The sequence below is a fragment of the Methylophilus luteus genome (assembly GCF_042676265.1).
Taxonomy (GTDB): Bacteria; Pseudomonadota; Gammaproteobacteria; order Burkholderiales; family Methylophilaceae; genus Methylophilus; species Methylophilus luteus.
Genome location: NZ_JBHTKB010000002.1, coordinates 120,448 through 143,450, shown reverse-complemented (window position 1 = coordinate 143,450; position 23,003 = coordinate 120,448). Strand labels below are relative to the sequence as shown.

Below are 23,003 nucleotides of genomic sequence, written 5' to 3'. Positions count from 1 at the left end.
CCATGAGCGAACGCAACTGCTTTATTGCCATTACCCACAGTCATGAGTGCCTGCAATGGTTGGGTCAATCGCTCAGGGATGAGGGCGACCTGATACCGGCTGATTCGCCCACCACCGAGCGCGTGGTGCAACTGGCCGATGCTATCGGTGCCTCCATCATTTTTGTGCAGCTGAACCCGGCCGACTACAGGCAGGAAGCTTTGCTGATAGAGGGTATTATCGCGGCCAAGCCTTTCCTGCCAGTGATAGTAGTGGCAGATAGTTTTGACCAGAACCTGCTGTTGACCGTGATACGTCTGGGCGCACGCGACTTTATCAAAAGCGGCAGCCGTGCCAGCGAAGTGGTGGCAGAAGTCAAACGCCTGATCCCGCGCGAAGGCAGTTTGCCAGCCAGCCACAATGACCAGAACGGCAAGATCACTTCGGTGATCAGCGCCCGCCCTGGCAGCGACTCGCCCATGCTGGCACTGCACCTGGCGCTGGCCATCCAGGAGACTGAACCTACCTTGCTGCTAGACCTGGGCGTGCCGCATGGCGACGCCATGCTCTATCTGGGGCTGACTTCTTCCTACAGTTTTATTGATGCCATACGCAGTTTGCGGCGTATAGATTCCACCCTGATACAAACCGGTTTTGGCCGCCACAAGAGTGGTCTCACCGTACTTTCCATGCCTGAAGATTCGTGGACAGGTGCGCAGTTCACCGCCGCCGATGTCTGCGTGTTGTTACGCAGCTTGCGCAGACATTTCTCAAGGATAGTGCTCAACCTTGGCGGCATGGTCGATTCCGATTTTCTGCTGTTGCTGCTGGCGAACGTAGACCAGATCGTGCTGCTGGTCGAGCAAAGTGTGCCCAGTTGCCGCCAGAACATGCAGCTGGTCAAGCACCTGCGCGAAGAGAAAGTCTCACTGGTCAACACCGGCGTGGTGGTAGATCGCTATCTTTCCAAAATGCCGCCGGGTGCAGAGAGTATCGCGCAGTCGTTCGGCCTGCCATTGCTTTCCACCCTGTCATCCTCAGGCATGGCACGGCTGGCGACGATGAACTCGGGTGAAAGCATGTTTGAGCTATCGGCCAACGACCCCTATAGCATCAATGTGCGCAAGCTGGCCGAAAAGCTGCTGGATGGCCAGGCCGGGCCAGTAGAAAAGGCCCCCGGCATGCTGCACAAACTGATTTCTGCATTGATCCCTGCGCATGATAAATCGTAAAGGCAGCATGATGAACTTTCAGCTAGGTGGATTCGATTATGGCCTGAAACAGGCACAAGACTTTCAGGAGCTGAAATTTCAGCTGCACCAGCACCTGATTGCCGAGATAGAGCGTGACCATCTGGGCTTGCTGGACCTGGCACGCGAGTTGATCGCAGACTATGTGCGCGAGAAAGTCATCGCCTATGTCGCCGACCGCCATCTGCCTATCAGCGGTTATGACCTGGACAACCTGGTGGAAGAAGTCGTCGATGAGCTGGCCGGTTATGGCCCGCTGGAAAGCCTGATCAGAGACGACAGGATCAACGACATCCTGGTCAACGGCCCGAAAAAAATATTTATCGAACGCGATGGCAGGCTGGAAACCACCAACCTGCGTTTTATTGATAATGAGCATGTGTTGCGGGTGATACGCCGCATCCTCGCCCACCTGGGACGCCGCATCGATGAAGCCAGCCCCATGGTGGATGCCAGGCTGCCGGATGGCAGCCGCGTCAATGCCATCATCCCGCCGCTGGCACTCGATGGCCCCTGTTTGTCTATCCGTAAATTCCGCAAGCAACCTTTGCTCTCTGCCGACCTGCTGCAATACGGCACCCTGGATGAAGAGATGCTGAGCTTTCTCACCGCAGCGGTAGAGCGTCGCTGCAATCTGATCGTCAGCGGTGGTACCGGTGCGGGCAAAACGACCTTATTGAATGTGTTGAGCCGGTTTATCCCGCCCAACGAACGTATAGTCACCATAGAAGATGCCGCTGAACTGCAACTTGAGCACGAACACGTCGTCAGGCTTGAAACCCGGCCTTCCAATATTGATGGCAATGGCGAGATCACCGCGCGCGAGCTGGTGAAAAACTCCCTGCGCATGCGGCCTGACCGTATCGTGCTCGGCGAGGTGCGTGGCGAAGAAGTGATGGACGTGCTGCAGGCCATGAATACCGGCCATGATGGATGTATGAGTACCGTGCACGCCAACACCCCGGAAGACGCCATGCTGCGCTTTGAGATGCTGGCAGGCCTGGCCAAGTTTCAGGGCACCGAAGGCACCCTGCGCAAAATGATCACCGCCGCCATAGAACTGGTGGTACAGATCGCCCGCATGCCCAACGGACAACGCAAAGTCGTGTCTATCACCGAGATCGCCGGCGTACGCGATGGCCACTTTGTACTCAATGAGTTGTATGCCTATGACGCTGGCAATGGCAATTTTGCGCACCCCGGCGTGCGGCCATGCAACCGCAAACTGCAGAACTTACCGTTCAGGAGGCAATGATGAATATGCTGGCGATGTCATTTCTTCTGCTGCCGGTGGCCATGCTATTTTTTGCCATCTGGATGTTCAGGCACAGCAAACAGGCGCGCATACGCGAGCGCATGGTGCGCCATTTCAGGGAAGTATTGCCTGATGGTACTACCGTTGCCGGCGTCGCCCCCGGTGTGCAGCAGACGCGCTGGCACCAGTTTGTCACCCGTGCCTCGATCTATATCGGTTTTGAACTGCAAAAGAAACATGCTTTCTTGATCCCGCTGGCATTGTTGTTGCTGGCAATGTCAGGCTGGCTGATCTATGGCCTGGCAGGCGCGATACTGATAGTGGGCACTAGCCTGTTCATCTTTGGTTTCTTGCTGCCATACAGCCGCTTGCGCAGGCGCCAGGCACAAACCATCGCCCAGATCCCGCTGTTTATTGACCAGCTGTTACGCAGCCTGAGTACCGGCCGCAGCCTGGAAAGTGCGATTCGCTTTGCCTCTAGCGAATCACTGCCACCGTTGCGTTATATCGTGGACCGCGTCACCCGCGCCGCAGACCTGGGTGCCGACATGGTAGAAAACCTGACCGAGGCGGCCAAACTGCACAACCTGCGTGAACTCAATTTGATCGCCTTGTCCATGCGCATCAGCAACCAGTATGGCGGCAGTCCGCGTGACATGCTGGACAGCGTGGTCAAAATGGTACGCCAGCAGGAACTGGCGCGCCGCGAACTGGCCGCCATGACCGGCGAGACCAGAATGTCGGCCTGGGTGCTGGGCATGACACCTCTCGCCATTGCGCTCTACATCATGGTGATGAACCCCAACTACCTGAACATGCTGCTGGACGATGCCACCGGCAAGACCCTGCTAACCACCGCACTCTGCCTGCAAGGCGCGGGCGCATTTATCCTTTGGCGCATGTTGCGTAGCGTGTAGGCATGAGTCTGTTATGGCCTATCTCTATCGTACTGATGCTGCTGGCGGCAGGGGTGCTGCTATACAGCGCACAGAAAGGCAGCCATCCGCGCTATATACAACGGCGTTTTCGTGAGGCTTTGCAGCAGGAAGGCATACATATCTCTGCCCGGCTGGGGTCACTGGATTTTGAAGAGCTGTTGCACGAGGTGCTGGAAAAAGTCTCGCGCAGCGAAATGCAGGAGATGCAGCGCCTGCTGATCCAGGCCGGCTGGCCCGGGGCCAAGGCAAAACTCACTTTCCTGCTCACGGCATGGCTGCTGCCGCTGCTGCTGGGCATACTGGCCGCCGCTTATGCGATCGCCAACCAGGACAGCTTCACCAATGTGCTGTTCCACTTGCTGTTCACGTTTGCCGCCATTTTTGTGCTGGTGCGCCGCGTGCTGCGCTGGAAGGCACAGGCCCGGCGTGACGCCATCCGCAAAGAGGTGATCCCGTTTTTGCACCTGCTGCGCATGCTGTTTGAAGCAGGTCTTTCTATGGAACATATCTTGTTAGTGATAGAGCAGCAGGGCCAGGCGCTGCTGCCCAATCTGGCCGCTGAATTGCAACTGGTGATCAAACGCATACAGGCCGGTCAGGACCGCGCCGATGCGCTCAATGAAATGGCGGCGCCGCTGGAAGTCATGGAACTGAACGACACCATCGCCATGCTGAAACAGGTGACACGCTATGGCGGCAATATCCGCGAGTCGCTGGCCGAATATACCACCCTGGTTGAACAACGCCAGGTATCCGACCTACGTGAATATGTGAGCAAACTTTCCGCCAAGATGACAGTGATCATGATTCTGTTCCTGTTCCCGGCGCTGATGATATTCCTGGCCGGACCGGGATTTATGGGCTTATCCAAAGCATTACAAGGAGTGAATGGCTTATGAGAAAAACCACACTGATGATGACGATCGCATGGCTTTGCCTGCACAGTCTGCCTAATGCGGCCGCTGCCGAGTTCAACAGCAAGTCTGCACCGCCGATTAAAACGGTTGCCGACAAAGCATGCGCAGAGCTTGCGCCTGAAGAATCCACCAGACTATCGCTGATCCAGCAGATGCTGACAGAAGGCAAGCCGCACGCCGCGCTGGCCCACCTCGATGCCATCAAGGTCAAAAGTGAACGCGCAGAACTGTTGCGTGCCCATGGCCTGCGCCAGACCGGGCGGGCAGCGCAGGCACAGGGCATTTATGAACAGTTAGCCAATAGCTGCGTTTCCGGGCATGCCTATCGCGGCCTGGGGCTGATCGCCAGCCAGGACGGCAAGCTGCCTGAGGCACTGCGCTTTTTGAAAGCCGCCAGCAACACGCTGCCCACCGAACATACCATACGTAATGATTACGGTTATGTGCTGATGCAGGCCGGCCAGAGTGAACCCGCCTTGCATGAGTTTTTGACTGCGGTAGAACTGGCACCGGATTACCGCCAGGCGGCCCACAACCTGGTGTTGCTGCTCTACAAACAAGGCGATATCGCCAGGGCAGATGCATTTGCCAGGCAGTTCGGCCTGGTAGAGGATGAGATGCAGCAACTGAAAAAAATGACGCAAGCCAGCAACAAAACCAACCCATAACCTAGCAAGGATCCGTCATGAACCGAATTTTCATCCTGCTGCTAACTGGACTCTGCACCCTCTCTGCCGCCGTAGCAGACGAGGTGCCAGATCAGGCTACGCAAGCCGCAGAGCAGCCATCACAGCCATCCTTATCACCGACGCAGCAATGGCTGCAACTGCAACGGTCAGGCAAATCGGCCTCGGCCCAGGCACAACCATACTCGGGCGAAGTCATGGATAAAGTACATACGCGCTACCTCAAGAGCTTTGAAAAACCGATTCCGGAGTTCTTTGAGCATGAGATGCGCACCGCTCGCTAACTACCCTTACCAGCGCGGGGCCATTGCTCTGGCCGGCGGACTGGTATTGTTGCTGGCATTACTGCTGACTATGCTGGTAGTGGATAGCGGCCGCCTGTGGATGCAACAGAAAAAACTGCAATCTATCGCCGATATGTCGGCTATCCATACCGCGCGCCATCTTGGTTGTAATAGCAGCCAGCAGGCTGTGATACAGATCGCGCAACAAGCCGCCCTGAATAATGGTTTTGATGGCCAGCTCGCCGCCAGCCCCAACCAGGTGCTGCTAGGCAGGCTGGATACGGTACAAGGCATACGCCAGTTCACTGCCGACGGCAGTACGGGCGCTGTCTATGTCAGGGCGACCAAACAGGTGCCCAGCAGCCTGATCGCCGGCGGCCTGTTCGGCAACACAGTCACTTTGCATGCAGAAGCCGTGTCTATGTCTGACCCGCCACTGGCCACTTTTGGCGTGGGCAGTTTCACCACCAGCCTGACCAGCCAGCAATCCGTGCTACTGAACGGGCTGTTAGGCGGTATGCTGGGCGGCCCGCTCAACCTGGATGCGCTGACCTACCGCGGCATTGCCGCCACCAAAGTCACTTTGCACGATCTGCTGGCGGTTTCCGGACAAGCTGGCACGGTGGAAGAGCTGCTGAATACCAATCTGGAGATCGGCGAGCTGCTAGACCTGGTCGCCAGTGCTGCCGCACAAAACGGCGTGGCAGACCTGCAAGCGATCTCAGGCTTACAAACCATCGCCAGCATGACAGTGAAAAATGTGCCGCTCAAACTGGGCGATGTGCTTGCTGTGACCACGCCTGACGCCAATGCCGCTGCCAATGTCGCTTTGAACGCATTATCCATCATCACCACCGCCGCCATGATTGCCAACGGCAACAATGCCATCACCCTGCCTTTGGCCATCAATATCCCCTCACTGACCAGTATCAATGCCCTGGTGACCATCACCGAACCACCGCAACTGGCTATAGGCCCGGCCGGCGGCGGCGCCTTTTGTACCGCCGCGCGCACGGCACAGATCAGGGCGCGTGTCGCTGTGCTGGTCAATATCCCCTTGCTGGCGCGCATAGACCTGGCACTGGGGGTAGAGGTGGCGCAAGGCTCTGCCAGCCTGCGCAGCATTCAAACCAGTGACGGTGAAACCCAAGTGGTGATAGACGCCAGCCCGGGCATTGCGTCGCTGCAACTGACCAATAACGCCGGCACGCAACCGGCCAGGATCACGACCCTGCTCAATCTGCCACTGGCCGATATCGGGCTTAACCTGCCACTACAACCACCCAGCCCGCAAACCATGACCTTCAACGTAGACCACCCCCTTAAGGATCACCTGCCCCTGTCACAGACCGCGAGCAGCCAGCTCGGCAGCAGCCTGGAGAATGCGTTGGGGCAACCGAACACACTGAACGTGACGGTATTGAGTGTGTTGAATCTGGGCCTGCTCAACAATGTACTTTCATCGCTCGTCAGCCCGCTACTGGCCGAGATAGGCCGAGTATTGCTGGACCCGCTGCTCAACCTGCTGGGCATACGTCTGGGCGGTATGGATATCACGCTGGATGACGTGCAGTACCGCCAGGCCAAGCCGCTGGCGATTTAAGCGATCAGCAGAAATCATTCAGCAGCTGGATCGCCGTGCTGCCAGCTTTTATAAACGAACTCCAGGCTTTAGCCATCCAGATCAGTCACCTGCGCCGCGTAAAAGCGCGGGTCGTAATGCCGCTGTGGCCCAGGCGGGTGTATGCTCCCTGCGCCGTCATTAGCACCCCGGTCTAGAAAACAGTGATCGCTATTGGCCGCTGACAAGTTGCCATACAAATAAAAAACCTCCTCTTGCATTATGTGATAAAAATTTATACACTTCTGAACAGACCTGTCTGCCCAATTTCCTGTCAAATGAGCGTTGCTGTTGCAGAACAGGTTGGATCAAGCTGCCGCAAATGCAGTTAATTAAAATACAGATTTCAAGGGGAAATAAAAATGAATGATGATAAACATGCTGGCAATGTCATTTTACTGAGGACAGCGAGCATTACCTTACTGATAGGTCTAGTGCTGGCGTGGTGTCTGGTGATGACCAGGGGCCTGAAGATCCCCTACATGCTCAACCTGTTTACCAGCACTGAAAACCTGTTATCCGGGCATTTAGACTATCTGATGATGACCATGCTGTTACTGGGTTTTTACGCATCAAAAATCACTTTGCCCAAGTTTGTCATCTGGCCGATGGCATTAGGTTCAATCGGTAACCCCACCGCTTTCCTGGTGCTGGCCATAGACCCCAAGATCCATTCCCTGCCTTATATTCTGTTTCTTTACACCACACTCTCATTGACTACTTTTGGTTTTGGCATGGCGGCGATCAAGGTTTTCAGATACTCCCTCAAATAAATCGTCTCAGGTGAGAAGCGCTGGCACAGGGTAAATAGTCACTATGGGCATAGATCTTAAAAACTCGAGAACACAATATGGTTTGATCGCCAGAATCTTGCACTGGAGCAGTGTGGCGATGTTGCTGACTATCATAGTGGTGGCTAGCCAGTTTTCAGATCTGGCCCCCGGGCCGGAAAAGCTGGCGTTGATATCCAGCCACGCTTCCATAGGCATACTGCTGCTCATGCTGATGACAGCAAGACTGACCTGGCGAAACCTGAATGCTAACCCTATCCACTCTTACAGCATCAAAGCCTGGCAAAAACTGCTGGCTATTTCGCTGCACAGGTCTATCTACGTCATCATCATTACCCAATGTTGCCTGGGTATTTTGATGCTGCTAAGCAGTGGTGAGCCATTGCATTTTTTCGATGTGTTTGCATTGCCAGCGTTGCTAGAAAAAGCCCACCCCATATACGCAACACTATCAGGTTTGCACTACCTGGTTTCGGTAATGATTTATCCTTTATTCGCTATCCACATCACTGCGGCCATCTACCATCAGATTTTTGGCCTGATCGAAGAAAATCAATCGTAACTAATCACCAGCTCAGTGTTGCAGCAGCCAGCCAACACAGTTAGTTTATTGTGATTTATGGCTCAAGACTTGGGATACCCTTAGCTGATTTTTTTAGCAGGTTCAAAATCATGACCAATACATACTTATCCTTTTTTGATTTCTTGTACGTCTGAAATGAGTTTACTGCCAAACAAAAAAGACCCAAGGCGTTAGCCTTGAGTCTTTATAAACGGTGGCCCCTCTGCGAATTGAACACAACACTCAATCGCTTAGCGCCTTAACCTTAAATCGCTCACACCAGTTCGACTTCAACCAAGTTATCGCTAAAAGTATTGGAATGCCCCATGTCTCCATACTCAGCGGAGCTTATACAGTTAACGGTACCGTTGTTGAGCTGGCGCCAATAACCTAAAGTAGCTACGACGATGCCGGGGTTTACGTCTGTGGTCACGCGCGCCTGGCCTTCAAAGGCCCCTCTGTCATTGAATACCCTGACGACCACGCCATCCTGAACGTCTCGTGCCAATGCATCCACCGGGTTGATCATCAGGTATTGTTCTCCTTGCACGCGGATCTTGGATTCCATATTGGCGTATGAAGAGTTAATGAAACCGTGGCTTTTTGGTGAAATGATATTCAAAGGGAATCTGGCCGCCAGAGCCGCATTGGTATCAGCGGATTCTCGGCTTGCGACATATGCCGGTAATGGATCCAGGTCTTCTCCGGGCTGGAAGCCCTCGTACATCTGCCTGAAAGGCCCTGCGACGAAGTTTTTCGCACCTTCGACCATGAACATGCATTTGCCAGTAGGGGTAGGGAAATTACCTTGTCTATGTGGTGCCCGGTCGTCTTTGCTGCCTACATTCAACCTGGCAAAGCCATGCTCACGCATATAGTTGAGATCTATGCCTTTGCAGGCGGGCGAACTCCAATCTACATAATTCTGCAGGCACTCGCCGTCACTCCATTTGAAATTGTCTTCTTCGAACCCCAAGCGTTGCGCTAGGCGGCGGAATATTTCATTGTTTGGTAATGCTTCTCCCGGAGGTTCTATACATTTGGTGTTATAGGTGAGATATAAATGACCCCAGGATAAAATCATGTCTTCCTGTTCGGCACCCATGGCTGCTGGCAAGACTATATCCGCATAAGAAGCAGTATCTGAAATGAAATGATCGGCGACGATGGTAAACAGGTCCTCGCGTTTTAAACCCTCTATCACCTTGTCTGTTTCGGGTGATTGCGTGACAGGGTTGGTGTTCCACACCATGATGGATTTAATCGGGACTTCTAAAGGCGTTTCGCCCAGCAGGGCTCTGCCTAATTGCAAGATGTTAACGACCGGCGTGCCTTCAGGAATCAGATCTGGCCGGCATATCACATCAAACTTGTAAGGATGCTCCCAGACCGGGAACTGCAGCGCACCTCCGCCAACGTGGCGCCAGGCACCTATGAGTGCAGGCAAACAGGTCACTGCACGTATGGCCTGGCTGCCACCATAATTGCGTTCTAAAGCCACGCCTATGCGTATGGCGGCGGGAGGGGTAGTAGCATATTCACGCGCAAACAGGCGGATCTCTTCTGCGGGTATCCCGGTGATTTCTGCAGCCCATTCTGGAGTACAGGTTTTGGCCCTTGCCGCCAGCTCGGCATAGCCGACCGTATATCTTGCTACGTAATCATGATCGACCAGATCTTCTTCAATGATCACGTTCATCATCGCCATTGCCAACGCGCCATCGGTACCCGGCTTGGGTGCGATATGCCAGTCCGCCTCTTTCGCCGTTTTGGATGCAAAAGAATCCACAACCACTATTTTCGCGCCTCTTTTTTGCGCCTCTTTAATGATATGCCAGTGATGAAGATTGGTTGAGACAGAGTTGCATGCCCAGATGACAATGAAATTTGCATGGATGAAACTCTCGGGATCTACCCCGGCAGTAGGCCCCACCGTGAGCAACCAGGCAGTACAGGAGCCTTCACCACAAAACGTCCTTTCACAGACGGTAGCACCCAGACGGTTGAAAAAAGCATCACCACCGTTGAGCCCATGCACCAGCCCCTGATTGCCTAAATAACTGACTGGCAGTATCGCGCGAGGACCCTCATCTTTAATCAGCGCCTGCCATCGATCAACAATGGTATCCAGTGCTTCATCCCAGGTGATTCGCTCAAACTGATTGCTGCCTTTTGGCCCTACTCTCTTCATGGGGTGCAACAGACGATTGGGGTGATAATGCCGTTTTTCGTAATCCTTTAATTTTACGCACAATCCACCACGGGTCATCGGATGATGGGGATTACCGGAAACCGACATCAGCTCCCCGTTTTTGACATGGAACTGCATGGAACAGGTGTCGGGACAATCATGAGGACAACCACCATGAAAGGTTTCAATTACATCTGCAACATCATTCATCTTCCACTCCTTGATAACGCAATCAATTGATAACGGCCAAAACAAGCAGACTAAAAACAATACGCCTAGCAATCTTTCCGACATACTGATTTCCATAGGAATCAGTATGTCGGGTGAATTTATGAATAGTACACCGCAAAACAAAAAAGACCCAAGGCGTTAACCTTGAGTCTTTTTATAAATGGTGGCCGCTCTGCGTGACACACTGAAACCTCACCACCCTGATCAGGGTGCTACGATCTCAGAAAACCGCTTTGGTCGCTATAGATGCACATCGCATAAAGTAAATAACCGCATCGAATGACTTTTAGTACTTGAATTCGGCAGTCAACTCCAGTTGTCTGGGTGCACCGATAATTTGCTGCGTATTGCCGTAAGCCAATGCCGCGTAGAACTTATCCGTCAGGTTGCGTAAATTTGCCCGCACAGTGATCTGCCTGTTGATGTTCCAGGCCGCGCTCGCATCGTAAACGGTGTAACTGTCCATGGTGATTGCGTTGGCATTATCGGCATAACGCTTACCAACGTATCTGGCACCTACACCGGCTTCCCACTGAGGCTGCTGATAATATATCCAGGCATTGGCCACCCGTTCCGGGACATTAGACGGCGTGTTTCCTGCACGTGAGATACCGGCATTACCTTCTTTTAACTCGTCAAAACGAGCATCCAGTATGGCTAGGTTGAAGTCTGTGCGCCAATTCTCAACAGGGAACAGCGTGGTTGCAAACTCGATACCTCTTGAAGATTGCTTACCGCCCTGGATAGAGGTGGATGGGGTGACCGGGTCACGCGTGATAATGTCATCTTTGGCAATGTGATATAAGGCAAGGGTCATTTGACCTTTAGCGTCGGGCAGCAGGTGCTTGATGCCTATTTCTTCCTGACGCGACTTAGTCAGGTCGAACTGGGCGTTTGCCAGATTCAAACCTAACAAGTTAGTCACCGGGTCTGTGCCGCGGCTCATTTGCCCATACAAGGCAGTCTCTGGCGTCAAATCAAAGACAGCCCCTGCGCGCCAGGTTAACGGTGAGAAATCCTGATCAACATTGGCAGCGCCTCTGTAGTCTTTTCGATAGGTATCGATCAGGTCCTTACGCAATCCAACGATCAGCTTTAAGTGATCCGTCGCATTGAATGCATCCTCAACAAAGAAGGCTTGCTGCTTGAGATCAGCATCGTAGTTTTTCAATACCGCCGTCGTGCTTCTAAACTGGCCGGGGGAGAAATTATAAACAGGGACACTGTCTGTAGCGGTGTTGCCCGCATTGCTGCTATGCAGAAAATCGGTATGCGATATTTCCCAACCCGCGGCGATACGGTTCTGATGGCCGAACACCGCATCCACCGAGGCTAGCTCCATACGGTTGCCATACTGGGTCTGCTCATGCTCAATCGCTAAAAAACTGCTGCGGGTGACGCGGTTAGTCGTCGTATTCAACGCATAGTTTTCCGCGTTACGCCATTCCCTATCTGACTTGAACCAGTAGGTCTCATTCTTGAATTTTAATGAGGGAGTGATATCCCATTCCAGCTTGGCGCGTGCCCGTGTATCAATGAAATCCATTTCGTCATTGTCTACATTGAAATTGGCTTTGCGTAATGAGCGTGAAATCTTTCCATTCACTAGCGGCGAGCCATAGATGGCTGTCGGTGACTCTTCTGCATGGTCAAGTGTAAAACCAAGCCGTATATTTTCTGCAGGCGTGTATAGAAACGACGACATGATTTTTTTACTTTTATAATCGCCACGATCTATGTATCCATTACCACCTAGTGCAGAGGCGTCAATACGGAAAGCACCCACATCACCGATGGCACCTGACCCACCGACACCGGCACGATAAGCGCCGCGTGTTCCCAACCCGAATAAAGCTTCTAGCGACGTTTCCTTGCTGGCTTTTTTTCTCACACTATTGATCACGCCTCCTGCAGAACCATCACCAAATATGACCGAAGCAGGGCCGCGTAATACCTCAATTCTTTCGTAACCCCAGCTATCTGATGGATAGGTCAGCGTGCCCGCCCCTGTCACCAGGCGCACACCGTCTTCGGCTTGTGCGACGGAGTTGTTTCCTGTGAATCCACGGGATGAAAAGGATTGGCCATTGCCAGGGGTGCTGATATCAGTGATGCCGGTGGTACGGGTCACAGCTTCTTTGATGCTGATATCCCCACGTTGGCGTATGGTTTCGCTATCCACTGCTTCTACGCTTGCGGGTGTCTCTTTTGCGGTCAAACCCAATCGGCTTGCCGTGCTATTGGTTTTATTGAGATTGATTGCCGCCCTGGGTTCTGCAGGCGCTTTGACGACCACTTCGTCCAGCACATCATCAGTTGCGTATGCACTGCAGGAAAGCGCTGCCAGGATGGCCACGCTCAATACCTCTTGTTTAAACATGATTGTAATACTCCCTGAATACCATTCAAATTAACGCGACCTATCCGTCACGTACGTTGGTAATAGCAGGGTTCAAAAAGGGCAGCCTGATGCATGCCGGGGTACGACACAACTTAGCTGGTGTATGCGGTGTTATAGATATGTAAACGGTGAATTGACATTCACTTCTACTCAGGAGCACCCCGCCCTAATTCGAACTCTACGACTACACCAGGGCAGGTCTCCTGACTCTCGGGTCACTGTCTGTTCGCGGCCTTCCCAAGTGATGAACTCAGTGGCTAGATGTGCGAACAGGCTATCCGATTACAGTTGCGGGGGCAGTTCCGGAATGGTCTCGCAGTCATCTTGAGACGGCACCGGATTCCCTATTAATCTGCTTGGCTTTTTAAAGCATTGCCAAGCTGAACCATGGTGAGGCGAGTGTAAGTTTGTAGTACTCCACTGTCAATGCATATACACAAACTTACACCACGATGATGAAGCGGCTGCATGGATGATGCTTTACCTCACCCCAAAACAAAAAAGACCTAAGGCGTTAACCTTGGGTCTCTCAATAAATGGTGGCCCCTCTGTGAATCGGACAGCGCAAATTAAATTCAAATAATTATGTGCTTTTTGCTTGTTTAACTGACTTAAACCAAGCATTTGAAATCGGTAGAAACATATAAATAATTGCGACTGTTTGTAACGAAATCTGCAAACTACTAGCAAGCAGCACTACAACATTTCGATGGGCTTCTACAGGTAATAAAAGTAAAGCCGGATAAATGCCAATGACAAAGAAAACGGTAAAAATAATGCGCGCCCAGTTTCTACCAGTCCATATTTTATAGGCAAGAAACAACACAATTAAGACAGTGCAAACCAGTCCTATGATCGTAAACCGGATAGGAGCAATAGACGAAATATAGTCATAATCTATGCCAAGTTTGATGAAACTTAATGCAAGTGCAAAGATGATTAGAATGACTGCACGTTTAATGTAAGTCGGTTGATTCGTTGGATTCATTATTTTTCCTTTTTATAGTTATCAGAAATAAGTCAGCTGTTGATTGAAGGCAAAAGCATCATAGTCTAACTTAGTAAATCACCCCCCCAGTCGTTAAGCTTGGGTTTCTCACCCTGCTTTGTCCGCCAAAAGGCGAATCTGAGCATTAACTTAATCCACTTATACTTAATTCAGCGCCAATTCCCAGGCAAGCCAACATAACGGCCAATGATTGCCACTGGGATCATGGTCGATCAGCCAGCCTTGATTGTTTGGCTATGGCTCTAGCCGTGTGACTTAGTAGCGTTTTTAAGCTGCGCGAGGATGAATTGGGATAGTCAAACCAACCCTCAAACAGAAATCCACAACTTTGACTCGATTGTCAGTATCATTGAAATTATTCATCTAAATGAAAAGCCAAGTTGGTATTAAAGGAAAATTCTATGAAAGCAATATGCGTGTTCAACAACAAGGGTGGAGTGGGGAAAACTACTCTTATGTGTAATGTTGCAGCTTTCTTTGCCACACAAGGAAGAAAAATTCTAGTAGTGGATGCTGATCCGCAATGCAATGCGACAGCTTATATGTTGTCAGAAAATAAGCTCGATGAACTTTATGCAACCACAAAAGACTCAGGCACAATTAATGATCTTGTAGCTTCGCTAAAAAAATCAAAAGGCTATGCTTCCATTCCTATAGTTAGAAGTACGCAATTTGGTGTGGATATTGTTCCAGGTGATCCAAAATTCTCATTGGCTGAGGATTTTCTTTCTAAAGATTGGATTGAGTCGACAAGTGGTCAAGAACGCGGGCTTAAAACTACATTTTTTTTCAGAGCGCTCTTGGAATGGGCAAAACTACAAGCTTATGACTATGTTTTCTTTGACGTCGGCCCGTCCTTAGGTGCAATAAATCGAACAATTCTTTTATCCTGCGACTATTTTATTCTTCCCATGTCATCAGATATTTTTAGTTTGCGTGGTCTTCAGAATATTGAACTAGCAATCAGCACATGGAAACGTGGTCTTGAAAGAGGACTTGAATCGTTTATAGAGGAAAATGGATTTAACTATCATTTTGATGATGGCGCGGAACCAGCCAAACCTAATATTAAGTTTTTGGGGTATGTTAGCCAGCAGTACACAGCCAAAACTGTCAATGGCAAAAAACAACCGGTAAATGCCTACGAAAAAATAATCAAGAAAATCACTCCCGCCATTAATAAACATTTAGTTACCCCATTCAATTTGGGAAAAAAATTAGAGTACAAATTAGGGGAAATTCCATATCTCCAAAGCTTAGTACCAATGTCCCAGACAGCCTCTAAGCCAATCTTCTCTTTGAAATCGGCTGATGGCGTTGTAGGTGCACATTTTGAAAAAGTTAAGCAATTTGAAAACATAGTCAGCCAAATTTCTAACAATATCGAGTTGAATATCAGAGAGATTGAAAATGATCTGGGGTGAAAAAATTATTGATGACATTGCCAGAAGAAAAGCTGTAATTTTCTTTGGAGCAGGGGTATCAATGAACTCTTTAGGTAGAGATGGAGTTACTCGTCCTAAGTCATGGGTTCAATTTTTGAACGTTGCTGCAAATAGACTTCAACCAAAAGATAAAACCATTACAAAACAGTTGATCAAACAAAATGATTTATTAACGGCTTGTGAGGTAATACGTCGCGTTCTTGGAGACGAATTTATTGAGTTAGTCAAAGATGAGTTCCAAACCCCAGGTTATGGTCATACTAGGATTCATGAATTACTTTGGCTACTTGATCTTAGAATTAATATCACTCCAAATTTCGATAATATCTATGATTCGTATGTAAGCGCTGCAAGCCAAGGGACGATAAATATAAAAAATTACACTCAAGATGATATTGCAGACTCAATAAGAAGAAATGCTCCAGTTTTAATTAAATCACATGGAACCGTTACAGAACCAAATAATCTCATTTTCACCAGAGTGGATTATGCCAAAGCCAGGAATTCCCACAGAGATTTTTATGAGTTGCTAGACTCATTACTAAGAACACACACTTTTATTTTTATAGGGTGTGGCCTAGATGATCCAGATATTAGACTGTTGTTAGAGGATTATTGTTTTAGACATAAATATGCTCAAAAACATTACTTTGTCTTACCTTCTAAAAGGTATTCGACTTTAGTGAAGCAAGTATATGAGGACTCTTTAAAATTGAAGATTTTAGAGTACAAATATTCAGACACGACTCAGCATAGTAATTTATTGGAAGAATTGGAGCATTTAGTCACTTCTGTGAATCAAAAAAGAATTGAAATCTCCTTAACCCAACAATGGTGATGCGCTTTTATCGTTGTAATCTGATTGGTTATGGCTTAAGCCCTGCGACTATGAGGCAGGGTTTGAAATAAAGCGTTGGCGCTTTAACAGATGCAATTTCTAAATTGAATTGATGAGAAGGCTCATAGTCACCAACATACGTCAAAGCAATCTTGCCATTCCATTGAATTCTAAAGTTGTCAGTCCTTTCAATACGAAAAAATTTAATACAATGATCTACTACGGTATCGTGGCCTAACAGGTAAATCTGAAATGCTTTTGCATCATGGTCATTAAGGTCGCATGGCAAAGCATCTACACTAAGCTCTAATTCATTTAAAAAGTCCAATGAGTATTTGTCAATCTCGCAAACTTTAAAGCCCCCTTCGTGCCAATCAGTTGAAGAGATAGTGCATCGATGATAGTTGCCCCATACAATAGGCGCATTCCACTCCGACGGATAATCTAGATTTTCATCATCTTCAATATCCCGCTCTGCATAATAATCATCTGTTACCAAATGGAAGTGGAACCAGACCTCAGCGTCTATTATCTCTAATGTCCACTGAAAATCTTTAATCTTATGTCCTTCAGGCCAAGGGTTCCCTTGAAAGTAAATACGATTAGAACTTATTGAAGCGTTCATCTGATTAGAATTTGAGATTGTTATTCTTAATAGAAAGATATTAGCACCACAAAACAAAAAAGACCCAAGGCGTTAATCTTGAGTCAGTTTATAAATGGTGGCCCTTCTGTGAGTCGAACACAGCACTAGTTGTATTACAACTGCAATAAAGCATCAATTGAAGCTACGCGCTTACAGTAGTAGAAACAGAGGATGCCTCAGTGTAGCTTACTTTAACTTTAATGCATTCAATCGTGCTTTCGCTTTTACATCTCCACTTTTAGCCGCTTTGATAAGAAGCTCAGCAGCCTTATCTCTGTCACCCTCACCATTTCTTTCAAGGCGAATAAGAGCCGCATTGTATGCAGCAATTGGATTTGAAAGTTGTGCTGCTGTTTCAAATGAACTTAAAGCACTATCCGGGCAAAGAAAGAATATGTCCCACCCTGCACCTGCACGCATTATTCCATCCGAGTCTTTTACACTACGAGAGTAGCCTTCAGCATCTATGGGCCAACCAGCAACCATAGACACCATCACTTCTGTACCGGTTTTAATTTTATACTCTCCTTTACCCTTGCGCACTGAGAACGCTTGATGGGTCGTTCTAGCTGAACCGTCTTTAGCTAACCATAAAAAGCCATCCATTCCTGAAACAGGAAACCCATCGAGGGCCGTCGAAAGTCTCTGTGAAAGCGACTTTTCATTACGGTTAGGTGATGCTCCCGTCCACGAACCCATCAAAACAATACGCTTTGCCCCACTGGTGATGTAAGGTTTGGCCATCCTTGCGACTTCTTCAATCGTAAGAATTCGCATATCGTCATCATAAAATCTCCAAGGGCTTGAATGGAGATTAAACATCAAAACATTGGGATCATCTTTAATTCTGTTTGAATATTCGTATATCGCTTTTGCTCCAGAAACACACGATTCAAACTCGCATGTAGGTATCGACACTACACCCTCAAGAGTCTCAAGTGGTTTGCAACCTGCATAAACAAAGGTGCGAGCTAAAAGAAATATAAGAAAAAGGAAAAGTCTCATTTACATGGCTTTCTAGGCTACATTTGATTGCTCGGTTATGGCTCAAAACGACCACGTGCACAAACCGTGTTGATGATTACTTTGATTGTTCACTATTTTTGAAAATCGATTTGATTATTACCACCGCGACTACAGGTATAGCCCCAAGCAACTTCCCCGCACCCCCTCCTGAACCTTCGAATAATACAAAAGCTTCTTTTCTCTTAAAAATAAAAACTGAGTCATCGTCTTGTTCAGTATTTTTCATATTGATGATTAATAGTTACTCTTAATGCTCTTAGTGTACCTCACCCCAAAACAAAAAAGACCCAAGGCGTTAACCTTGAGTCTCTCATTTTGAACTGGCAACTAGGCCATCGAACCTAACCGCGCGCAAAGTGCCGCTTTGTTTGGTGGCGTCTTGCAACAGAAATACCAAGGTTGAATGCCTGATTATGGGGACATTTTGGAAACATGCTTGAGAGCAAAGAAAGCAACTATCGCTGGAAGAACTAGGGCCAAAATATTCCATACTCCCATTGCCAGTAATACTATCTGATTTAGAGCAACCAAACTCGTATAGGTATATGGAGCCCACTTTTTCATTCTCCACAGTCCAATCATACACGCGAGCCCAACAATAGAAGCAAAGCCAAGATATGGTGGATACCACGACCCTACTTGCTGTGCTAGCGGAGAAAAGACCATAGGTAGTGATCCTAGCGCGCCAAGAAATCCCATGACACATATTATGGTAATTGATGTCGGTCGCTCTACCTTTTCGGCTGATTCATTCACGTTAATACACTCCTATTTTTCGACTCTTGTGATTAAATCATTTCTGCAGCTTGCTTGCTAGTTAACTCAAGCCTCACTGCCAGGATACAATAAAAAAACTTCATCATTTCAAATGACTTTACATTACATGATCAACAGCGTCACTTGCTGAATAAGAAATGACTGAGGCATCAAATTCATCTGAAAGCAGTTGACGCTTCATTTCCCACAACCATGCATGGGAGACGATGGATTCAAGCTCTGTATAGTTTGGAAGCCAGTGTAGAACAGATTTCGCTCGCTGGGAGTCTGCGACTAGCCTAGCAGGATCTCCCTCTCGCCTAGGTCCATGAATCACTGACACTTCTTTGCCAGATACTTTTTTTACGGTATCGATAATCTCCTGAACGGAAAAGCCAATCCCGTTCCCGAGATTAAAAAGATCACTGTGGCCGCCTTCATTCAAATACTCTAAGGCGGCCAAATGTGCAGAACATAAGTCTGTGATATGTATGTAATCTCTGATACAGGTACCATCCGGTGTATCGTAATCGCTGCCAAAAACCTGAATATTATTGCGTCGCCCAGATGCTGCCTGGATAACGAGTGGAATCAAATGTGTTTCCGGCTCGTGCCGTTCACCTAATTGCCCTTCCGGATCTGCTCCAGCCGCATTGAAGTAACGAAGACATAAAAATCTAAAGTCGAAAGCTTTGTCATAATCTGCCAGTACTTGTTCGATGATTAACTTTGAGCGTCCATAGGGATTCATGGGCTTATGTGGATGTAGTTCATCGATGGGAACATATTCAGGCTCTCCAAATACAGCTGCCGTTGATGAAAAAATGAATTTCTTTATACCAAATTTCAACATTGAGTTGAGCAAATTCAATGTATTACAAACGTTATTCTGGTAGTAAATATCCGGTTTTTTTACCGATTCACCCACTTGGATAAAGGAAGCAAAATGCATGACTGCTTCTGGTCGATGCCTGTCAAACAATTCATTCAAACATTCAATATTTGCGAGATCACCTTCTACGAAAACACCTCCAAGCACCGCATCACGATGCCCGTTAGACAAATTATCCAATGTGATTACTTCATGCCCTTTACCAAGCAACATTTTTACCATGTGCGAACCAATGTAGCCTGCGCCACCAACCACAAGTATTTTCAAGTTGTTATGTATCCAAAAAGATAGTGCTTTTGAACCTACAAAATTGATAATCATTAATTTTGGAGGCGAATGAATCAACGGAAAGTTGATGAAAAGAGAACGGAAAAACTACCTGTAGAAAAGCTGGGTTATGCTAGAAGAGGTGAGTGGAGGAAGCTGCCTGTACAAAAGCGTATAACTAATTTCTAATTTAAAATTGCACAGCAAACTTTTGAGTGAACCAATCCATTTAAGTTCATCTTTATAACCTTTGTCGTTATATCCAAAAGTTCGACCATATACCTCTCAGAAGACTCCTGATTAACAACGCTAATCACTCCCGCTCAGACAAACTACACTTCTCACACCAAACCAACATAACGGCCTACGATTGCCACCTGGATTATCGTCGTATCAGCCAACCTTTGATTGTTAGGGTATGGCTCAAGGCGTCCAAGTTCGCAAGCAGTATTATGATTTCTTTGATTGTTCGCTATTTTTGAAAATCGATTTGGATTATTAGCACCGCGACTACAGGTATAGCCCCAAGCAACTTCCCCGCACCCCCTCCTGAACCTTCGAATAATACAAAAGCTTCTAACCCCAATGCCACAATAACAATAACGACCGATAGTGCATAAGCTTCTTTTCTCTTAAAAATAAAAACTGAGTCATCGTCTTGTTCAGTATTTTTCATATTGATGATTAGTAGTTACTCTTAATGCTCTTAGTGTACCTCACCACAAAACAAAAAAGACCCAAGGCGTTAACCTTGAGTCTCTCTATAAATGGTGGCCCCTCTGTGAGTCGAACACAGCACCAACGGATTATGAGTCCGCTGCTCTTTTTACCCCCCACTTCAGACTTACCACTTTTTACCACTGATTCCACAATGGTATTCTAAATGCGAAAAAAATCAAATCCGGTACATTCAGCTAGTATGTAACTGAACTGATTTTACCCCTAAGACGATTTACAACTGAGGAGGGATTATGCGCCAAAGATTTTATGCATCCCCGCAAAACTTCACTATTGTTAAGCAAGCTGTCTCTACAACTAACGCTCCATTTGTGATGCCAGTTTTGTATTTAAGACAAGCAGATAATTCGGTCACAAGATTCAATCTTTTGATTGAATTTTTCCTGGCGTATCCTTTTATGAGTCGCGAATGGAGAAAAATTGCTGCACGTTCAATTGGGCTGTTATGGGATTATTTACTTGCTCAAGGCTTGTCATTCGATTGGACTAACAGTGACGCACATCGTCAAATAATTGCTGACTTCACGATGGCATTACATAGAGGGACTTTTCGTCCAAGTGAATTGAATGACCCATTAAATCTTTATTGGCCACCTTCGTCACAAAATCAGTGCAAAAAAATAATGCGAGCGATACTTGATTTCATTGAATGGTCCGTTACAAAAGGATTTAAAAGTAATGTCAGCATAAGTTCAAAATTATCAATCAATCCAGAATCATTGACAGCTTTTCTTTATGTTGCCAAATTCCAGAAAAATATCAGCTTCATGGCACACTTAAAACGAAGTGACTCAATTGCAAATAATCTGCGTAACCGACACATTTCCTCGCCTATACAATTTGGCTCGATCAATAAAGCACCTAATTACTATGATCCTGCAAAAGCATTTCCAAAAGATCTTGTAAGCACCTTTCTTAACGAAGGCTTCGTTTTAAATCCATTAGCTGAAAACATGTTTGACCGTGAAGACATCACAGCCAAGATGATTGCCTATCTCCTGTTTTTTACAGGGCTCAGAAGATCTGAGCCCCTTCATATTTGGTATAACGACATTGACCCAACCAATAAGGATCATTTAGTTTTACTCGCACATCCAGAATTTGCATCTACTAGATTGCGTTACTCAGAACAATTGTCCAGATCCCAATATTTGAAGCTTCATAAACTATCACCCCGCAACATTGATGATGGAAGTAAGAGTATGTATGCAGGCTGGAAGGAAATGAAAATGGATATTGACTTCACCGCCCCTGCCTATTGGATTAATGAGATTGCTGAACAAAACTTCAGAAAAATGGCATATGAATATTTACGCTACAGAGAAGCTTTGATGAACTATCGAAAAGCTGCCGGAGGGTTTGATCATCCATTTTATTTTGTATCTAATGGGTTTGATCACACAAACAAGGTCGATTACAGAGGTGCACCGTATAGCTATGCCGCATTTGGTAAAGCTTGGGATCGCGCACTTAATCGTACTGGGAAAATTCTAGGAAAAAATTTAGTACCAACAAAATTTTCCGGATTGACACCTCATGGTGGCCGTCACTTTTATGGGACCATGCTGCAAGAGATGAAACTAGACGAAAAGTTTATCCAAGAATGCATGCATCACAAAAGCATATTTAGCCAAAAGGTATATACAGTTCCTAGCTCAAAACAAGTCATGGATACAATGAATGAGCTTGGCCAAAGGAACTTGCCGATTCAAAATTTCAAATTAATTTAAGCATTGACAACCCAAATTAAGCCTGCAAAATCAACTGCAAGCCCATGTAATATTGAAAATAATATATATAATAATCAGTCACTTACATAATATTCTTCTCGCACAACATTAATATTTATTCTATACTGCACATATTGTATGAGAATGAACTTCAATGAACCCGTCAGCTTTGTTGTTGAAACAATATCGAACAGAAAAAGACATAAGTCAGAAAAAGGCATGCCAACTGCTGGGATGCAAGCCAAGCTTTCTTAGCGATATTGAGCGTGGCTTGAAACCTTTGCCGTTCGAACCATATTTTGCAAAAGTTGTTGATGGATACCAACTGGACGCAATCGAAATCCAAAATCTGAGGCTGGCACTTCTTCGCTCGCAACGACAATACATATTGCCAACGTCAGCTCCAGCGGCACAGTTTGAAATTTTTTATGAGATGTATGAGAGATTTGATCTGCTAAGTGTGAATCAGATCAAATTGATTTATGGGGTTCTTGAGCTCTAATCAACAACCGATCATTAATTAGGAGAACACAAATGTAAAAAGGCGAAC

Annotated in this window: 21 protein-coding genes and 1 riboswitch; of the genes, 13 read left to right on the top strand and 8 right to left on the bottom strand. The window is 47.5% G+C overall.

What is annotated here, in order from left to right:
- Nucleotides 1-2 precede the first annotated feature (2 nt).
- From ACFQ1Z_RS10210 to ACFQ1Z_RS10170, 9 genes are all read left to right on the top strand, one after another.
- Nucleotides 3-1,211 (top strand): AAA family ATPase, encoded by a 1,209-nt coding sequence (locus ACFQ1Z_RS10210; RefSeq protein WP_379057414.1) that lies wholly within the window; start codon nucleotides 3-5, stop codon nucleotides 1,209-1,211.
- Nucleotides 1,198-2,484, top strand: a complete 1,287-nt coding sequence (locus ACFQ1Z_RS10205) for a CpaF family protein (protein ID WP_379057413.1) — start codon at nucleotides 1,198-1,200, stop codon at nucleotides 2,482-2,484. Before ACFQ1Z_RS10210 ends, ACFQ1Z_RS10205 begins: the two co-directional genes overlap by 14 nt.
- A complete protein-coding gene (locus ACFQ1Z_RS10200) occupies nucleotides 2,481-3,401 on the top strand; it encodes a type II secretion system F family protein (protein ID WP_379057412.1) in 921 nt (306 codons plus the stop codon). The genes ACFQ1Z_RS10205 and ACFQ1Z_RS10200 overlap by 4 nt, the downstream gene beginning before the upstream one ends.
- A 2-nt stretch (nucleotides 3,402-3,403) precedes the next feature.
- Nucleotides 3,404-4,321 (top strand): type II secretion system F family protein, encoded by a 918-nt coding sequence (locus ACFQ1Z_RS10195; protein WP_379057411.1) that lies wholly within the window; start codon nucleotides 3,404-3,406, stop codon nucleotides 4,319-4,321.
- Nucleotides 4,318-5,007: a hypothetical protein gene (locus ACFQ1Z_RS10190; protein ID WP_379057409.1), complete on the top strand. Its 690-nt coding sequence runs from the start codon at nucleotides 4,318-4,320 to the stop codon at nucleotides 5,005-5,007. Before ACFQ1Z_RS10195 ends, ACFQ1Z_RS10190 begins: the two co-directional genes overlap by 4 nt.
- 17 nt (nucleotides 5,008-5,024) lie before the next feature.
- Complete coding sequence (locus ACFQ1Z_RS10185; protein ID WP_379057408.1) at nucleotides 5,025-5,309, top strand: DUF3613 domain-containing protein; 285 nt, start codon at nucleotides 5,025-5,027, stop codon at nucleotides 5,307-5,309.
- Entirely contained in the window at nucleotides 5,287-6,912 is a 1,626-nt protein-coding gene (locus tag ACFQ1Z_RS10180; RefSeq protein WP_379057406.1) for a TadG family pilus assembly protein, read from the top strand. Before ACFQ1Z_RS10185 ends, ACFQ1Z_RS10180 begins: the two co-directional genes overlap by 23 nt.
- Nucleotides 6,913-7,292: 380 nt before the next feature.
- Nucleotides 7,293-7,703, top strand: coding sequence for a hypothetical protein (locus ACFQ1Z_RS10175; RefSeq protein ID WP_379057405.1), 411 nt, complete (start codon nucleotides 7,293-7,295; stop codon nucleotides 7,701-7,703).
- 43 nt (nucleotides 7,704-7,746) lie between these two features.
- Nucleotides 7,747-8,283: a cytochrome b gene (locus tag ACFQ1Z_RS10170; RefSeq protein ID WP_379057403.1), complete on the top strand. Its 537-nt coding sequence runs from the start codon at nucleotides 7,747-7,749 to the stop codon at nucleotides 8,281-8,283.
- A 274-nt stretch (nucleotides 8,284-8,557) separates the two neighbouring features.
- Here ACFQ1Z_RS10170 and ACFQ1Z_RS10165 read toward each other — a convergent pair whose 3' ends face one another.
- The 3 genes from ACFQ1Z_RS10165 to ACFQ1Z_RS10155 form a co-directional block, all read right to left on the bottom strand.
- The gene (locus ACFQ1Z_RS10165; protein WP_379058002.1) at nucleotides 8,558-10,684 is read right to left on the bottom strand and encodes a molybdopterin-containing oxidoreductase family protein; all 2,127 of its coding nucleotides are present in this window, start codon (nucleotides 10,682-10,684) and stop codon (nucleotides 8,558-8,560) included.
- 307 nt (nucleotides 10,685-10,991) lie between these two features.
- The gene (locus ACFQ1Z_RS10160; protein ID WP_379057401.1) at nucleotides 10,992-13,085 is read right to left on the bottom strand and encodes a TonB-dependent receptor; all 2,094 of its coding nucleotides are present in this window, start codon (nucleotides 13,083-13,085) and stop codon (nucleotides 10,992-10,994) included.
- 197 nt (nucleotides 13,086-13,282) lie between these two features.
- A riboswitch (cobalamin riboswitch) is annotated at nucleotides 13,283-13,511 on the bottom strand.
- Between the two features lie 178 nt (nucleotides 13,512-13,689).
- The gene (locus tag ACFQ1Z_RS10155; protein ID WP_379057400.1) at nucleotides 13,690-14,094 is read right to left on the bottom strand and encodes a hypothetical protein; all 405 of its coding nucleotides are present in this window, start codon (nucleotides 14,092-14,094) and stop codon (nucleotides 13,690-13,692) included.
- A 422-nt stretch (nucleotides 14,095-14,516) separates the two neighbouring features.
- Here ACFQ1Z_RS10155 and ACFQ1Z_RS10150 point away from each other — a divergent pair, with 422 nt between their 5' ends.
- Both ACFQ1Z_RS10150 and ACFQ1Z_RS10145 read left to right on the top strand, forming a co-directional pair.
- On the top strand, nucleotides 14,517-15,539 hold the full coding sequence (locus ACFQ1Z_RS10150) for a ParA family protein (protein WP_379057399.1): 1,023 nt from the start codon (nucleotides 14,517-14,519) through the stop codon (nucleotides 15,537-15,539).
- Nucleotides 15,526-16,398 (top strand): SIR2 family protein, encoded by an 873-nt coding sequence (locus ACFQ1Z_RS10145; protein WP_379057397.1) that lies wholly within the window; start codon nucleotides 15,526-15,528, stop codon nucleotides 16,396-16,398. Before ACFQ1Z_RS10150 ends, ACFQ1Z_RS10145 begins: the two co-directional genes overlap by 14 nt.
- Nucleotides 16,399-16,426: 28 nt before the next feature.
- Here ACFQ1Z_RS10145 and ACFQ1Z_RS10140 read toward each other — a convergent pair whose 3' ends face one another.
- The 5 genes from ACFQ1Z_RS10140 to ACFQ1Z_RS10120 form a co-directional block, all read right to left on the bottom strand.
- Nucleotides 16,427-17,023 carry a hypothetical protein gene (locus tag ACFQ1Z_RS10140; protein WP_379057396.1) on the bottom strand — a complete coding sequence of 199 codons (597 nt, stop codon included), beginning with the start codon at nucleotides 17,021-17,023 and terminating at the stop codon, nucleotides 16,427-16,429.
- Between the two features lie 207 nt (nucleotides 17,024-17,230).
- Nucleotides 17,231-18,049 carry a hypothetical protein gene (locus ACFQ1Z_RS10135; RefSeq protein WP_379057395.1) on the bottom strand — a complete coding sequence of 273 codons (819 nt, stop codon included), beginning with the start codon at nucleotides 18,047-18,049 and terminating at the stop codon, nucleotides 17,231-17,233.
- Between the two features lie 76 nt (nucleotides 18,050-18,125).
- Nucleotides 18,126-18,296, bottom strand: a complete 171-nt coding sequence (locus ACFQ1Z_RS10130; RefSeq protein WP_379057393.1) for a hypothetical protein — start codon at nucleotides 18,294-18,296, stop codon at nucleotides 18,126-18,128.
- A 648-nt stretch (nucleotides 18,297-18,944) separates the two neighbouring features.
- Nucleotides 18,945-19,985: a UDP-glucose 4-epimerase GalE gene (galE, locus tag ACFQ1Z_RS10125; RefSeq protein WP_379057391.1), complete on the bottom strand. Its 1,041-nt coding sequence runs from the start codon at nucleotides 19,983-19,985 to the stop codon at nucleotides 18,945-18,947.
- Nucleotides 19,986-20,457: 472 nt separating this feature from the next.
- Nucleotides 20,458-20,661, bottom strand: a complete 204-nt coding sequence (locus ACFQ1Z_RS10120; protein ID WP_379057390.1) for a hypothetical protein — start codon at nucleotides 20,659-20,661, stop codon at nucleotides 20,458-20,460.
- A 295-nt stretch (nucleotides 20,662-20,956) separates the two neighbouring features.
- Between ACFQ1Z_RS10120 and ACFQ1Z_RS10115 the strand changes: the two genes are divergently transcribed.
- Nucleotides 20,957-22,453, top strand: a complete 1,497-nt coding sequence (locus tag ACFQ1Z_RS10115; RefSeq protein ID WP_379057389.1) for a tyrosine-type recombinase/integrase — start codon at nucleotides 20,957-20,959, stop codon at nucleotides 22,451-22,453.
- Between the two features lie 154 nt (nucleotides 22,454-22,607).
- Nucleotides 22,608-22,955 carry a helix-turn-helix domain-containing protein gene (locus ACFQ1Z_RS10110; RefSeq protein ID WP_379057388.1) on the top strand — a complete coding sequence of 116 codons (348 nt, stop codon included), beginning with the start codon at nucleotides 22,608-22,610 and terminating at the stop codon, nucleotides 22,953-22,955.
- Nucleotides 22,956-23,003 lie beyond the last annotated feature (48 nt).